Genomic DNA, 15,777 nt, shown 5'->3' with positions numbered 1-15,777 from the left:
ATTTATACAGTCATGAAAAAGATATCAATTTTAATGTTTGCATTTATAGCATTGTTATGCTTTAATGCATGTGTAGAAGACGAAGAACCTACATTTGTAATTCAACAAGAACAAACTGAAGGCCCCTTAATAGTAACTGCAAATTCAACTCTTGCACTTAGCAAAGAAAATGCTGATTTACCAGGTTTCACTTTGGTGTGGGAAGATGCAGGTTATAATGTAAATACGCCTATTAGTTATGCTATCCAAGCTGCTGTAGCTGGTACAGACTTTGCAACACCTCTTGAGGTTGCAACAACAACAGACCGTTTTTACAGCTGGACAATTGGAGAACTAAATGGTTTAGCTCTATTATTAGAACTAAATCCTGATGCAGAAGCTTCTTTTGAACTTAGAGTAGTTTCTTCTCTAGGAACTAATGGTGGTTCATCTATTAATTCTAATGTAATTTCTTTAACGGTTACTCCTTATTCTACTGTTATCGTTAGAAAAAACCTTTTCCTGGTAGGTAGTGCAACTGCTCCAGGATGGAATAATGGTAGTGAGCCTGGTCAACACCCAAACACAGCCTTGGTAAGAGATCCAAATAATGACAATCTATTCAAATTTACTGGATGGTTTTTAGGTGGAGGCGATAATGCGTTTAAATTATTAGAAACTCCTGGTTTTTGGCAACCACAATGGGGAGATGATAGTGGAGCAATCGCAAGTAGTGAAGTATTAGGTGGTGATCCAGGTGTTTTATCTGTAGCTGCAGATGGATACTATGAAATTACTGTTGATATTGAAAACTTAACTTATGAAACCGCTGCTTTTGATGCAACCGGTGCCGCCTCTTATGCGACTATAGGGATTATTGGAGATTCAACTCCTGATGGATGGGATTCTGATACAGATATGATCCAATCTCCTTTTAACGAGCATTTATGGTACATATTAGATGTTGGTCTAGTAGATGGAGAAATGAAATTTAGACACAGTAATGACTGGCCAGGTAACTGGGGTGCAGATACGGCAGTAAGTGGTCAAGCTACTACAGATGGAAACCCTCCTAACATTCCTGTTACAGCAGGTACTTATGATATCTGGTTTAGTGATCTTGATGGAAGATATATTTTTATTCCAAAAGGATAACCCTTACTAATCTTAAAAAGTTGAAATGAAAAAAATTAAATATATATCAACCAAAACCATCCTCCTTCTAGGAGGTATGGTTCTTGGATTGGCCGGGTGTTCAGAAGATGATGATGCTGCCGATAATGGAGAAGTAATTATAACTAGCCAATCCTTAAAAATGGATCTTACTCAATTTGAAAGAGAAGATGCTGGTGTGTTTATGCAAGCTTTTTATTGGGATGTAGAGCCAATAGGAGATTGGTATAATATAATCTCTGACAAAGTTGAAGACTATAAAGCTTCGGGGATAAATAGAATCTGGCTCCCCGCTCCTGGAAAAGGTGCTTCGGGTGGTTTTTCGATGGGCTATGATCCTTCAGACTACTTTGATGTTGGTGAATTTGAACAGCATGGTACTGTAGAAACTCGTTTCGGTTCTAGACAAGAATTAGAAGATTTAATACAAAAAGCTCATGCCAATGACCTAGAAGTAATTGCCGATATCGTTATGGGTCATAATTCTGGAGGAGGATTACAAGCAAATCCTTTTCGAGGTGGTGACGAAGTTTTCTCATTATTTAATGAAGAAAATGGTAATGCCTCTGGTAAATTTAATCGTACTAATGAGCATTTTCACCCAAATGATATTCATAATAATGATGAGCAAGACTTATTCTTTGCAGAGACTGATCTTTGTCATGATCAGCAATACGTTCAAGATTGGTTATGGGGTAGAGATGACTCTGTTGCTGCATTCTACAAAAACACATTAGGTTTTGATGGATGGCGTTTTGATTATGTAAAAAGTTTCGCTCCAAAATGGGTAAAAGCTTGGAATGATAAAATTGGTGGATTCTCGGTAGGTGAAAACTTTGATGGTAATCAACAAGTTCTTAAAGACTGGGTTGATGCATCTGGATCTCCTGCTTTTGACTTTGCTTGCTTTTACAGACTCGATGAGACTTTGGATAGAGCACATGATTTAACTGCCTTAGGTGAAGCTGGTAATATGTTAAGAAAATTAGATGCTAGTAAAGCAGTTACTTTCGTAGCCAATCATGATACTGAAAAAGACGAAAATCCTGACAATAGAATAAGTTATGCGAATAAATTATTGGCATATTCTTATATCCTAACTCATGATGGATATCCAACTATTTTTTATCTAGACTATGAAGCTTTTAAAGGCCAACTAAAAACTCTAATTCAAATATATAACACATTAGCTGTTGGTGATGTTGAAATCATTGAAGCTAATGAAGACGAATATATCATGAAAAGAAGTGGTAGTGGTAACAACCCTGGATTGATTCTTTATATGAATATTAGTAGACAAACAAAACAACGTGTTGTAAAGACCAATTGGGCAAATAAAAAATTGGTTGATTATACAGATAACTCAAGAGCTACTCCAACCGCTGATGGAGAGGGTAACGCCACTCTTAGCGCTCCCGCTGGTAGTTATGCTATTTGGTCAATCACCAAAGAATAGAGATTCATTTGCGTTACTTGAATTAGCAAAAATGATTAAAAGAGTGCTCAAAAGGCACTCTTTTTTTGTTTTTACTTCAGTCAAATAGATCATAAAATATTTACGTATTTCAGCTATTATCATTTGTATAGCATAATAAAAAAGAATTACTTTACTTTGTAAAGATATAATTACACACAAAATCAATTTAATTTAAAACGCTTAATGCCAAAATTTCCCTTTTACAAACAAGCTGAATCTAAAGATTGCGGACCTACTTGTATTAAGATAATTGCCAAACATTACGGAAAAATTCTTAACACTCAAAAACTTAGAACATTAAGTGAAACCACCAGAGAAGGGAGTTCATTATTAGGATTAAGTGATGCTGTAGAAACTATAGGATTTAGATCACTTGGAGTAAAACTTTCGTTAACTAAATTAGATGAAGTTCCTCTACCTTGTATCGTTCATTGGAATAAAGTGCATTACGTAGTCGTGTATAAAATAAAAACCAAACGTAACGGTGATGCGACTATCTACGTTTCTGATCCAGCTCATGGCCTAATTACCTATAATAAAGAAGAATTTATAAAAGCTTGGATAGGAAACAATGCAGATGAAAATACAGAAGAAGGTGTAGCATTACTTATAGAACCAACTCCAAAATTTTATAACGATAACCTGGATGAGGAGGATGAGAAATTTGGTTTTAAATTTATTTCAAAATACGTTTTTAAATACAAGAAATTTCTTTTTCAACTCGCTCTAGGTCTTGGAGCAGGGAGTGTACTACAACTTATCACTCCTTTTTTAACACAGAGTATTGTAGATGTAGGTATTAAGAATCAAGATATAAATTTTATCTACCTCGTGCTTATCGCCATGTTGTCCTTATTTTTAGGAAGAACATTAATTGAAGTACTCAGAAGTTGGATTTTACTTCATTTAAGTACTCGTATCAATATCTCTTTGATATCCGACTTTTTTATTAAATTAATGAATTTGCCGATATCTTATTTTGATGTAAAGATGACTGGGGATCTTTTACAGAGAATAAATGATCATAAACGTATTGAACAAATATTGACTATGTCGTCATTAAATGTTCTATTCTCGATGGTTAATCTAATCATCTTTAGTATTGTTTTGATATACTACAGTATTCCTATTTTTGGGATTTTTGCCGTAGGAAGTACTATTTATTTTGCTTGGATACTCATCTTCTTTAAAAAGCGTAAAAAACTGGATTATAAGCGTTTTTCTCAAATTAGTGAAGAACAAAGTAAGGTAATCGAACTTGTAAATGGCATGCAAGAAATAAAGCTGCATAATGCCGAAAAAAGAAAACGATGGAACTGGGAATTTGTACAGGCCAAATTATTTAAAATCTCAATCGAAAATTTAGCTCTAGAACAATATCAAAGTGTAGGGTCTTCTTTTATTAACGAGCTCAAGAATATTTTGATCACCGTTTTATCTGCAAAACTGGTTATTGATGGAGATATCACACTGGGTATGATGTTGGCTATTACCGCTATTGTAGGTCAGTTAAATGCTCCCATTGCACAATTAATTAACTTTTTAAGAGAGTTACAAGATGCGCAAATATCTCTAGAACGTTTAGGTGAAATTCACAATAAAGATGATGAAGAGAAAGCTGGAGATGAAAAAATCAAAGATATTCCGGAAAACTCAGGGTTCGAAGTTAAAGATCTTAACTTTAGATATGTTGGAGCGGATAAACCTGTACTCGAAAACCTCAATCTATCTATTCCTGCTAATAAAATCACTGCAGTTGTTGGTGTGAGTGGAAGTGGAAAGACAACATTAATGAAATTATTACTTAAGTTTTATGAACCAGATAGTGGACAAATTTTTATTGGTTCGCATGATTTAAAACAGGTTTCCCAAAAATCCTGGAGAGATCATTTTGGAGTGGTAATGCAAGAAGGATATATATTTAATGATACTATTGCCAATAATATAGCTGTTGGGGAAGACTATGTGGATAAGAAAAAGCTTGCACATGCCGTTGATGTGGCTAATATCAAAGAGTTTATAGAAACCCTACCTCTCTCCTACAATACCAAAATAGGAATGGAGGGTGTAGGTCTAAGTACAGGGCAAAAACAACGTTTATTTATTGCACGATCTGTATATAAAAATCCGAAATTCTTGTTTTTTGATGAAGCAACTTCGGCTTTGGATGCCAATAATGAAAAAGTAATCATGGAAAAACTAGATACTTTTTTCAAAGATAAAACGGTGATGGTTATAGCGCATCGTCTTAGTACCGTAAAAAACGCACATCAAATTGTAGTTCTCGATAAAGGTGAGATTGTAGAAGTAGGAAATCATGAAGAATTGATAAAAAACAAAGGGAATTATTTCAATTTAGTAAAAAATCAACTTGAATTAGGAAAGTAAAATGCCAGACACATTAGACGACATACAGATAAGAAGTGAAGAGGTACAAGAGATTCTTACTAGGGTTCCACATTGGATGATTAGATGGGGAAATCTTCTTATTTTGGCCTTGGTTATATTATTATTATTTCTTTCTTGGCTCATTAAATATCCAGATGTAATCCCGGCCGAAGCCATTGTTACCACACAGATACCGCCACAAAAAGAATATGCAAAGACAAACGGAAAAATTCAATCTATCCTTGTCGAAGACAATCAAATTGTGCCCAAAAATACTCCCCTAGCAATTATAGAAAATACCGCTAATTTTAAAGATGTATTTCGCTTAAAATCGATTGTAGACACCATAAAATTAAGAACAGATTCTTTTTCTTTTCCTATTGATGAATTACAAAATTTATTTTTAGGGGATATTGAAACCAATTTTGCCTTGTTTGAAACTAGTTATTCTGAATATCTTTTGAATAAAGAATTACAACCATTTTCTAATGAAGCGATTGCTAATGAAGCCTCTTTATCTGAACTATACAGAAGACTCAAAAGTTTAAACGCTCAAAAAAGATTAGGTTTGGCTGAGTTAAATATCAAACGAAAAGAATTACAGCGCCAGAAAGAATTATTTGATAAAAAAGTAATTTCTGAGCAGACTTATGAAAAAAAAGAACTTGAATTTACACAGGCAAAAAGTAATTACGAAAGTAATATTTTACAAATATCGCAGATTAATGAAAATATAAGCAATGCGGCCAAAACTTCAAAAGGGACAGAAATAAACAAAAAGAAAGAAGAATCAAGTTTGTTTAAAACGGTGTTACAATCTTTTACTCAATTGAAGAAAGGTATTAGGGATTGGGAGTTACAGTATGTTTTAAAATCAAATATTGAAGGTAGAATTTCATTTCTCAATTACAGAAATATAAATCAAAATGTATCTGCTGGTGATTTGGTATTCATTGTTATTCCGATAGAAGAATCTTCATATATAGCACGTATTAAAGCTCCTTCACAAAATTCTGGGAAAATCAAGATTGGACAGGTAGCTAATATTAAACTTGAAAATTTTCCTGATAACGAATTTGGTACTTTGAAAGGAATCGTAAAACATATTTCTCTTTTTCCTGATAAAGATGGATTGTATTTTATTGATGTTGCTCTTCAGGATAAGTTGATTACTACCTATAATAAAGAAATCCCTTTCAAGCAAGAAATGAGAGGTATTGCAGAAATAATAACGGAGGACCTTAGACTTATCGAGCGTTTTTTCTATCAGTTTAGAACATTAATGGATAAATAAAAAACTGTTTTAGCCTTCTTATTTGATCCTTACATAATTAAGCCGCTTTGGGTAATGAAATATAGAATATACTTCCTTCTCCAGGTTTACTTTCTACCTTGATGTTTCCTTGATTAAGCTCTATAAGTTCTTTACAAATTCGTAAACCTAATCCCGTACCCGTTTCATTTTGGGTACCTTCTGTTGTAAAAGTATCTTCTGCAAATAATTTATGTATATGTGATGGATCAATACCAATACCTGTATCCATAAAAGATATTTCATAACGATCTTCTTTTTCTTCAGACAGTAATGCTATAGAATCTCCTGGGTTACAAAATTTAATAGCATTAGCGATTAAGTTTTGAGCTACTATGGCAAACATATCTCTATCTGCGAATATTACTGTTGGATTTAGTTTATTAACTAGTTTAATTCCTTTTTGCTCCGCCTTAGACTTAAAAAAAGTGAATTTATTACAAATTACTTCTGCTATATCAAACTCTACCGGTTTAGGGTTAAGTTCTTTCATTTGCGATTTTGACCAGTTTAATAAGTTGTTAAGTAAGATTGAAGTCTGATGGGTTCTGTTGGCTAGTAGAGGAACTATTTCTTTAAATTCTTCGATAGAAATAGTATCATCTTTCAGTAAATTTAAACTGCCTTCAAGGCCATGTATTTCATTTTTAAGATCATGAGAAATAATTGAGAATAATTTATTCTTTACGTCATTTGATTCATTAAGTTCCTTTATATATCTCTTTCTATCTTTTCTGGTCTTAATAATTAAGATCATAAACACTAATATAATAGCAAGCACTGCCATTGTTACGTAGGCAAACAAGCGATAAGTAAACAATTGTTGTTTAGTTTTTTGCTCTCTTTTTTCTTGTTCATCAATCAGTTTTAACTGCTTTAGTTCTGCTTCATATCTCGATGTAGCCTTTTCTACTTTCTTAGTGGCTATATCATTCATTTTTTGATCAGACAGTTCTTGGTACTTCTTTTGCCAGTTTAACGCACCTAAAAGATTGCCTCTCGTAGAATCTAATTTAAAAGAATATTTATAGTTCTTTAATATCAATGATGTAACATTTGCTTTTATAAAACTTTCTCTGGCTATTTTTAAAAAGTTTTCAGATTTATTATACTGTCCTTCTTCTAGCGCAATAATTCCAAGTTGTTGTTTTGCATTTATTACAATGAGTTTAAAGTTAGCTTGAGTACCTACACATAAAGTGGTGTCGTAATATTTTTTTGCTGCCTTATATTCCTTATTATACATAGCAGCTTTAGCCATTATACTATAAGATTGAGCAGTATGCCTTAAATCATTTTCTGCTTTGTTAATTTTTAAAGCTTTTGGTAAAATTTTCTTTGCCTCATTTAGATTACCGTTTTCTGTATACAACAATGCCAAATTATTCATGACTAATCCCACTCCACTAATTCCTAAATGTTTTCTTAAGGCTATAGATTTCAGGTAATATTTTTTAGAATTTGAAACATCATCGAGTTCTTTATAGATAATTGCCAAATTATTGTACACCCCAGATAATCCTATACTATCATTTAACTGCTCTCTAAATAGTTTGGTTTCCATGAGGTAATCTGCAGCTTTTTCTAGATTTCCTTTATTTTGTTCTATAATAAACCGATCATTACCAACCATTGCCAAGCCAGTAAGATCATTAATATTTTTAAAATAATTTGTCGCTTTATTAAAATTTTTGTCAGACTCCAAACCTCTTTGTTGCTCATTACTCATCACGCCTTTTAGCCTGTAGGTTAAGCCCAGTCCCTTAATATATGTCGTTTCTTCACCTATCTTAATAAGTTGATCAGCCAAAGATTTTGCTCGATCAAACTGGTCTTCGTTTACAAACCATTGCAAATCGCTCACTGCATTATTAAATAAAGTAGAATCATTTAATGTTTTTATTTTAGAAAGATCAACTCCTGATAATCGATTTTGTGAAAAAATTGAGAAGCTCATCAGAAATAGAATCAAAAATGTAAAGGCCGTTTTATTCATAGTGTTTATTTTGGGGTTAAACATGATAAAAAGCTTATTTAATCTGCAAAATACACAAATTTAATCATTTTACATTATATTGTAATCATATTCCTACATATATTTTATGGTTTTACCGTAAATAACTATTAAAAAAGAATAAGCCTTTCAATACATGAAAGGCTTATCTCTTCTTAAATTGATATGTATAATTTTAAGAATCTTTTTGTTCTTCAGAATTATCGTTTTTGGAAGTAACCCAATCTCCTACTAATTTTTCTAGAATATTTAATGGTACTGCTCCGTTAGTTAATACAACGTCATGGAACTCTTTAATATCAAATTTATCTCCAAGTTTTTTTCGTGCATCTTCACGTAATTCTAAAATTTTATTCATCCCAATTTTGTACGCGGTAGCTTGACTTGGCATTACTATATGCCTTTCGACCATTTTTATAGCATCACTTTCAGCATTTGGTGTATTATCTGTATAATACTTAATCCCTTCTTCTCTTGTCCACTTTTTGGCATGAATCCCTGTATCTACTACCAAACGACATGCTCTCCATAGTTCCATAGCTAATCTACCAAAATCAGAATACGGATCATTATATAGTCCTATTTCTTTTGGTAAATACTCATTATATAATCCCCAACCCTCAACATAAGCCGTATATCCTCCAAATTTTCTGAATTTCGGAATATCTTCTAATTCTTGAGCAATTGAAATTTGCATATGATGTCCTGGTATACCCTCATGATATGCTAATGCTTCCATCTGATAAATAGGCATAGCTTCCATATCATAAAGGTTAGCATAGTATGTTCCTGGTCTTGATCCATCGGGAGTACCTCTTTGATAAAATGCTTTTCCTGCACTTTTTTCTCTAAAAGGTTCTACAGCTTTTACAATAATATCTGCCTTTGGTTTTGTAATAAACAACTCATCTAATCTAGATTTTAAGTTATCAATTAATCCCACAGCTCGTTTTAAATATGCCGCTTTACCCTCTTCATTATTTTCATAATAGAATTTTTTGTCTTCTTTCATATATTTAAAGAAGTCTTGTAAAGTACCTTCATACTTAACTTGCTTCATAATATCGCGCATCTCGCTATGAATACGAGCTACTTCACTTAATCCCAACTCATGAATCTGATCAGCTGTCATATCCGTAGTGGTAGTACGCTGCAATGCCATATTATAAAATTTATCTCCTTTCGGAAATTTCCAGGCTCCATCTTCAGTCGTTGCTCGCTGCTGCTGCTGTTCTAATAAACCAATCAGGTTTTCAAAAGCGGGCTTCACTCCTTCTAGCAAAGCTTTTTCAGCACTTGCAATTAACTCCTTGTTATCCTCATCAGAAAGTTCTAACGACGAGATTTTACCTTTAAAATCTGCAAATAAAGTACTTTCCTGATTTGATTTATCAAAAGGTTGTCCGGTAATAATATTTCTACTATCATCCAAAACTTTAGCAAATACAAACTTAGGAGGAAGAATACTATTCTTTTCTCTTATTTTCATATTCTCTATTAGTTGCGCAAACAATTCATCAACACCATCTAATCTTGCAATATAAGCTTGTGCATCCTTTTTGTCTGCGATTCTATGCATATTGATCAAAAAAGCAGGAATTTCTGCTTGCATACCATGCATTTGATTAACAGGATAGTCATAGAATCTATATTCAAAATCATCAATTTCATTTTCAAGATCTTGTTTCATCAAAGTATAACTAAGCTTTGTTGCCTTATTTAATTTTGAAGTATCAACAGAATCTTTTAAATAAGCCAAACGTTCTTTTGCTCGTTCTAGATCTTTTGCTTCTTGCTTAGATGAAATATCATCCCATTTTCCGTAATCCTGAGTTTTAATTCCCAAATAAGTTTGCGTCATCGGTGATTTTGCAACTTCTTCCTGAAACTGTTTTTCGAACCATTTATTCAAGTTTTCAGAGTGCTCTTCAATTTCCTGAGCACTTGAGACGGTATCACCTTTAGCTTCTTTAGCCTCCTGTTTACAACTTGTGATTGTAAAAAATGCCACTCCTAGTAGAGCACCAATTTTAATTATTTTTTTCATGTATATTAGAGTTAGTTAAGTAGTTATTTTAAAATTGAAACTTCTATGGCAGAATCGTGATAGATTTTATGTGTTTGTTTCTTAAAATCAGATTCTTTTGCCTTAAAAATATTAGGAACAAATGTTTGAGGGTTCAAATCGATTAAAGGAAACCAAGTACTTTGTACTTGAATCTGAATTTTATGCCCTTTCTTAAACGTATGATGTACATCTTGTAGCTTAATATTAACATCAGTTTTTTGATTAGGTATAAACGCTTCAGGTTTACTAAAATCATTTCTAAATCGACCTCTCATAACCTCACTACGCACCATCATATGATAATTTGCCATTTTAAGATATTTCTGCGTCTCTTGAGTGTCTTCTGCATCATTAGGAAAAACATCTATCAATTTCACCACCCAATCAGCATCTGTTCCCGTAGTTGCCACTTTTAATTTTGCCAATACTTCACCAGATAATGTCATATCCTCGGTAAGAATAGGCGTCTCAAAAACTAATACATCTGGCCTACGTGCCGCAAATCTTTGATCATCTGTCATATATTTTCTAGGAGTAAATACCATTTTTACGTCTTCAGAGTATGGTACTGGTTTTTTTGGGTCACTAATAAACTCAGAAAAATTGGCATCTCCATTATCAGATAATTTATCTTCTGCTGCTAAATAAAATGTTTTCTTTTCAATATTTTTTGGAGGCCAACTTTCATAAGAATTCCATTCTTTTTTACCTGTATCAAAAATCTGAATCTCTGGTAAATCCGTTTTACCGTCACCTTCACCTTTCAGAAAATGGTTAAAGAACTTTGATTCTATATTCTTCTGGTAATTTTCAGAAATACGATCTCCAAAATACACATTACCTATAGCTTGGCGTTCCTTACCACGAGCCCAATCACCATGACTCCATGGCCCGAAAACCATAATGTTGTAATTTTTGCTTCGATTTTCGATATTTTCATAGGTCTCAAAAGGGCCATATAAATCTTCTGCATCGAATAACCCACCTACAACCATTACTGCAGGTTTTATATCTTCTAGATGTTGTATAATTCCTCTTTTTTGCCAAAACTCATCATAATTTGGATGTTCCTTTAATTGAGTCCAAAAAACATTATCTTCTTTATAATATTCATCTAAGTTACTTAACGGTCCTGCATCCAAAAAGAATTGATACTGATCTTTACTAGGCAAATCTGTAAACTTATACCAAGGTTTTGATACGGGTTTTGTTTTTTCATGACCGAATAGCGCTGTTACTCTCCAATAACTAAGTAAATAGGCTCCATTATGGTGAAAATCATCAAAAAAGAAATCTCCAATACACGCCTGCGGAGATACTGCTTTTAAGGCTGGATGCGCATCTAATAACGAATATGTAGCATAAAAACCAGGGTAAGAAATTCCCCATATGCCTACTTTGCCATTCGTATTTTCTACATTTTTTACCAACCAATCTATAGAATCATAAGTATCACTTGCTTCATCAAATTGTTTTCCTTTTTTATTAGGAATATAAGCACGCATATTATCATATACCCCTTCACTCATCCAACGACCACGAACATCCTGGTAAACTATTATATTCCCCTCTTCCATCATAAACTTGTTAGGTCCTATTCGTGACCTAAACTGATCTTCTCCATAGGGCCTAGAACTATATGGAGTTCTTTGCATAAGGATTGGGTACTTTTTGGAAGTATCCTTAGGTGAATAAATTGTGGTATGCAGCTTAGTACCATCACGCATTGTGATATCTACTTCTTGTTTTGTATAATGCTCTTTTACATCATATGAGTCGGTGTTTTGAGAAAACCCAGAAATAACATAAAAGAAGAACAAAAGTCTTAAAAAATTGATTTTAACGAATTGCATTGAAGTTAATTTAGTTTAGCGCTGAAGATAAAAAATTGGAATTGCGAGGATAACATCTTTAAGGAGATTTTAACAAAGAGGTCCCTCATTAAAAAATGCTAAAGTGTTTTTTGCATCTCGAAGTGGATATAGCATGTTAACATTACTTATTTATAGGATACAAAAAAACCTTTGACAATATGAGTGCCAAAGGTTTATATCCCAGCTGGTATTACATCTACCTATATCCCCTAATATAGATAATTCAGCTTCTGGGGTATTTTGTTATTGAGGTTGAATGTTTACATCAATTAGATTATAACCTCCTCTTGGATCACCTGACCAGGTTACTCCAGGAGCACTATTGATAGCACCTTTACCGAATTGTACATCATCCAGAGATGATACTCTTCTGATAGTAGTATTGGCATCTGCTGGTCCTGTATTAATCCCTGATTGATTCATTACTTGGTTACTTCCAAATCCTACTGGTTGATCTTCTTCTGTACCTGCATCGTATAAGTATGTGTTAGAACTTACGTCATTACCTGCGAAAGGGCTTCCATCTGCATTGAATAATGTTAAACCAACATTATTAGTACTTATAAACCAGTCATTAGATTTTACAAACATGGTACCAAATCCCAATTTATAATTTTGTCCTTGAGGAACTTCTATAGTAAAAGTGAATGATCCTCCTGGCATTATAGGTCCTGCTTCTGCAGGTAATGCAACAGGAATACCAAAATCTTTAAGGTAATTATAAGCTACCATTCTATTTCCGTCTTCGGCTATTTCTTCTAAACCACTAGATGCTTTAGCTTCTTCTCCCTGGGTAAACCAAGGATCGCTGTTGGTATTAAAAGCATATATAAAGGCTGGTGAAAAAGGTGTAAGTGATGATGATAATCTTAATGGTGTTCCTTGAGATCCAGTTTCTGTAAACCAGTCAAACAAAGCTCCAGGCATCCCATCTTCTGCAATTCCTTCGAGACCTACTCCTCTATCTTCTTCTCCAAGAGTAAATAATGGTTCAGTTTGTGCATGTAAAACTACAATTCCCGGTGTAATTACAAATCCGTTATTCTGACTTGCTGGCATTGAAGCATCAGGAGTATTAATTGCCGTAATTGTTAATGTAAACGTTCCTGCAGAGCTTCCATCTCCTGCTGCATAATCCAAAACAGCTGTCATATAGATCTCACCTGTATCTCTTCCTGGAACCAAACGAACAGATGTATTTGCATCTGCAGGGCCAACATTAGCTCCTGCTGGTGGAAAAGTACTTGGATCTCCATCGGCTTCTGTTCCTAAATCGTACAAAGAAAGTTGATCTGCTATATCTACACCATTAAGTGCTTGGCCATTAGGGAATAAATCGATTCCATCTAGATCTGTTGGTGCTAAAAACCAATCATTACTATTTCCCATCATAGTAACGGGAGTAAATTTTGCTCCAGCGACTGCTTTAAAAGATACTTGATACTGAGCACCATTAGTAGTCAACGGTCCTGGACTTGCGGCTCCTACAGGGGTTGTAAACGTATGTACATTCAAATAATTTACTGTGTTTTTAATGGTGATATTAAACGTCGTTGTTGCACCTTGAGTATCATTTGGTAATCCTAATGATGGATTAACCTCTTCACTCCAATCTGCTGCCGCATCTCCTTCTCCATCATATTCTATACTAAAACTATCTAATCCAACAGTTGGAACAAATTCTCCTACTGTCCAAATCCCTGCAGCTACTGCAACATCTTCTCTTGCACTACCACCAGAACCCCATTGTACAAAATCTACAATAGCATCAGGATTAGCAAATTGATTCATAGAATATAATCCTAGACCACCTTCAACATCCGGCATATCATATGGTAATACCAAGAACTCACCAGATTCTAATTGAATATTTCCACTCTCTGGAGTAACATTTCCTATTTGTACATATGTTCCAGGTCCTAGACATAACCAATACGTACTCAAATCTACTGTAACATCACCATTATTATAAAGTTCTACAAGGTTTCTATTACCATATTGTACTTCATTAAGTACAACAGAACGTAATTGCACAGGCACTGTTAACATATTTTCTGCACCAAAAGTAACTGTAGTAGTTTCGGCCCAATCGGCTGCGGCATTTCCTTCTCCATCAAAAACAATACTGTTATCTGCACTAGTTACTGTTGGCACAAATTCGCCCGCAGTCCAAATTCCTGCTGCTACAGCAACGTCTTCTCTAGCACTTCCTCCAGAACCATACTGCACGAAATCTACAATAGCATCAGAATTTGCAAATTCATTAGTAGAATATAACCCTAAACCACCATCGGTATCAGGCAAATTATAAGATAATACTAAGTACCCTCCTGCCGGAATTACAACATTTCCGCTTTCTGGAGTAAGGTCCCCTATTCTTTGATATGTTCCTGGTCCTAAGCATAACCAATAATCATTAAGATCAGCTTCTTGATCTCCTTGATTAAAAATTTCAACAAGATCGGTATCTTGATATCTTACCTCATTTAAAACCACATTGTTTTCGACTGGATCCGGGCCATTATCCGGAGGAGTGATTACGTCATCATCTTCGCTACACGAAGCAAAGGTCAATAGACCAATTAATACATAAAGGTTAAACTTTTTCATAATACATACTTTTTTATTTGTTCATTTTATTTGTAACAAATGTAGTAGGTATACTTAGCTAATAACGGTGACAAAAGTCACCGTCTAGTGTTAAAGAAATGTTATTTAAATAACTGATAAACAGTGTGTTATAAAAACAAAACACACCAAAGCAGAATGCTTCTTGAACATTCGGAATTGGTGTAAAAAATCGTATTATTTCTACTTGGCTAATTCAAACTTTTAAGTTCGATATGTCTTTTATGTTGTACTAATAAATTAGTCGATTGTAATTTTTTTGTCAATCTCGAAACTACTTCGCGAGATGTTCCCAAATCTGATGCAATTTCTTTGTGTGACATTTGGATCATGTTACAGTTTTGAAGCTTTGCTTTTTCGGTTAAATAATTCACCAATCTGTCTTCAATCTTATAACACACTACCTGTTTCGTAGTATTTAATAAATCTTCATAATTTCTTTGAAAATCTTTTAAAATGATCTGAGTAAATGATGGATATTTTACAAACCACTCTTTTACTTTTTGCATGGGTAAACACAATACTTTAGTTTCTTTCTCTGTTACCGCCGAAAAACGAACGGCCTCAGGGCTAAATAAATGATTAAAACTAAGAATACAGCACTGACCTGGATGTATGTAGTATAAAAGAAATTCTACCTCTTCCTCTTCGGCATACATTTTAATTAAACCATCTAGAATGATCGGTAAAAAATTAAGATAACTTCCCTGTTTTACCACGTATTTACCTTCGGGTATATTTTTAAGTTCTCCAAAAGAGAGCAACTCATCCTTTAGGTCTTTTTCGATAAATGGAAAACATTGGGAAAGTTCAATTTTTTCACTTAACATCCGTCTAGTTATTTTTAGTTAGCACTACACGTTA

Annotated in this window: 9 protein-coding genes; 4 read left to right on the top strand and 5 right to left on the bottom strand. The window is 33.7% G+C overall.

Going from position 1 to position 15,777, the window contains the following annotated elements; translation table 11 throughout:
* The first annotated feature begins 12 nt into the window (after nucleotides 1–12).
* From DK508_RS01880 to DK508_RS01860, 4 genes are all read left to right on the top strand, one after another.
* On the top strand, nucleotides 13–1,134 hold the full coding sequence (locus DK508_RS01880) for a SusE domain-containing protein (RefSeq protein ID WP_160114522.1): 1,122 nt from the start codon (nucleotides 13–15) through the stop codon (nucleotides 1,132–1,134).
* A 25-nt stretch (nucleotides 1,135–1,159) separates the two neighbouring features.
* A complete protein-coding gene (locus DK508_RS01875; RefSeq protein ID WP_109299044.1) occupies nucleotides 1,160–2,608 on the top strand; it encodes an alpha-amylase in 1,449 nt (482 codons plus the stop codon).
* A 204-nt stretch (nucleotides 2,609–2,812) separates the two neighbouring features.
* Nucleotides 2,813–5,017 carry a peptidase domain-containing ABC transporter gene (locus DK508_RS01865; RefSeq protein WP_109299042.1) on the top strand — a complete coding sequence of 735 codons (2,205 nt, stop codon included), beginning with the start codon at nucleotides 2,813–2,815 and terminating at the stop codon, nucleotides 5,015–5,017.
* A 1-nt stretch (nucleotide 5,018) separates the two neighbouring features.
* Nucleotides 5,019–6,311, top strand: coding sequence for an HlyD family secretion protein (locus DK508_RS01860; RefSeq protein WP_109299041.1), 1,293 nt, complete (start codon nucleotides 5,019–5,021; stop codon nucleotides 6,309–6,311).
* A gap of 37 nt (nucleotides 6,312–6,348) precedes the next feature.
* Here the strand turns inward: DK508_RS01860 and DK508_RS01855 are convergent, their stop codons facing one another.
* The 5 genes from DK508_RS01855 to DK508_RS01835 form a co-directional block, all read right to left on the bottom strand.
* Nucleotides 6,349–8,325, bottom strand: coding sequence for an ATP-binding protein (locus tag DK508_RS01855; RefSeq protein WP_160114521.1), 1,977 nt, complete (start codon nucleotides 8,323–8,325; stop codon nucleotides 6,349–6,351).
* Nucleotides 8,326–8,518: 193 nt separating this feature from the next.
* Nucleotides 8,519–10,390, bottom strand: a complete 1,872-nt coding sequence (locus DK508_RS01850; RefSeq protein ID WP_109299039.1) for a DUF885 family protein — start codon at nucleotides 10,388–10,390, stop codon at nucleotides 8,519–8,521.
* 23 nt (nucleotides 10,391–10,413) lie between these two features.
* A complete protein-coding gene (locus DK508_RS01845; protein ID WP_109299038.1) occupies nucleotides 10,414–12,264 on the bottom strand; it encodes a CocE/NonD family hydrolase in 1,851 nt (616 codons plus the stop codon).
* 264 nt (nucleotides 12,265–12,528) lie between these two features.
* Nucleotides 12,529–14,895: a spondin domain-containing protein gene (locus DK508_RS01840; protein ID WP_109299037.1), complete on the bottom strand. Its 2,367-nt coding sequence runs from the start codon at nucleotides 14,893–14,895 to the stop codon at nucleotides 12,529–12,531.
* A 209-nt stretch (nucleotides 14,896–15,104) separates the two neighbouring features.
* Entirely contained in the window at nucleotides 15,105–15,743 is a 639-nt protein-coding gene (locus tag DK508_RS01835; protein WP_109299036.1) for a Crp/Fnr family transcriptional regulator, read from the bottom strand.
* Nucleotides 15,744–15,777 lie beyond the last annotated feature (34 nt).

It is taken from the genome of Aquimarina sp. AU474 (genome assembly GCF_900312815.1).
GTDB lineage: Bacteria > Bacteroidota > Bacteroidia > Flavobacteriales > Flavobacteriaceae > Aquimarina.
Note: the sequence above shows the minus strand (reverse complement) of the source record. Positions and strands in the feature narration are given on the sequence as shown.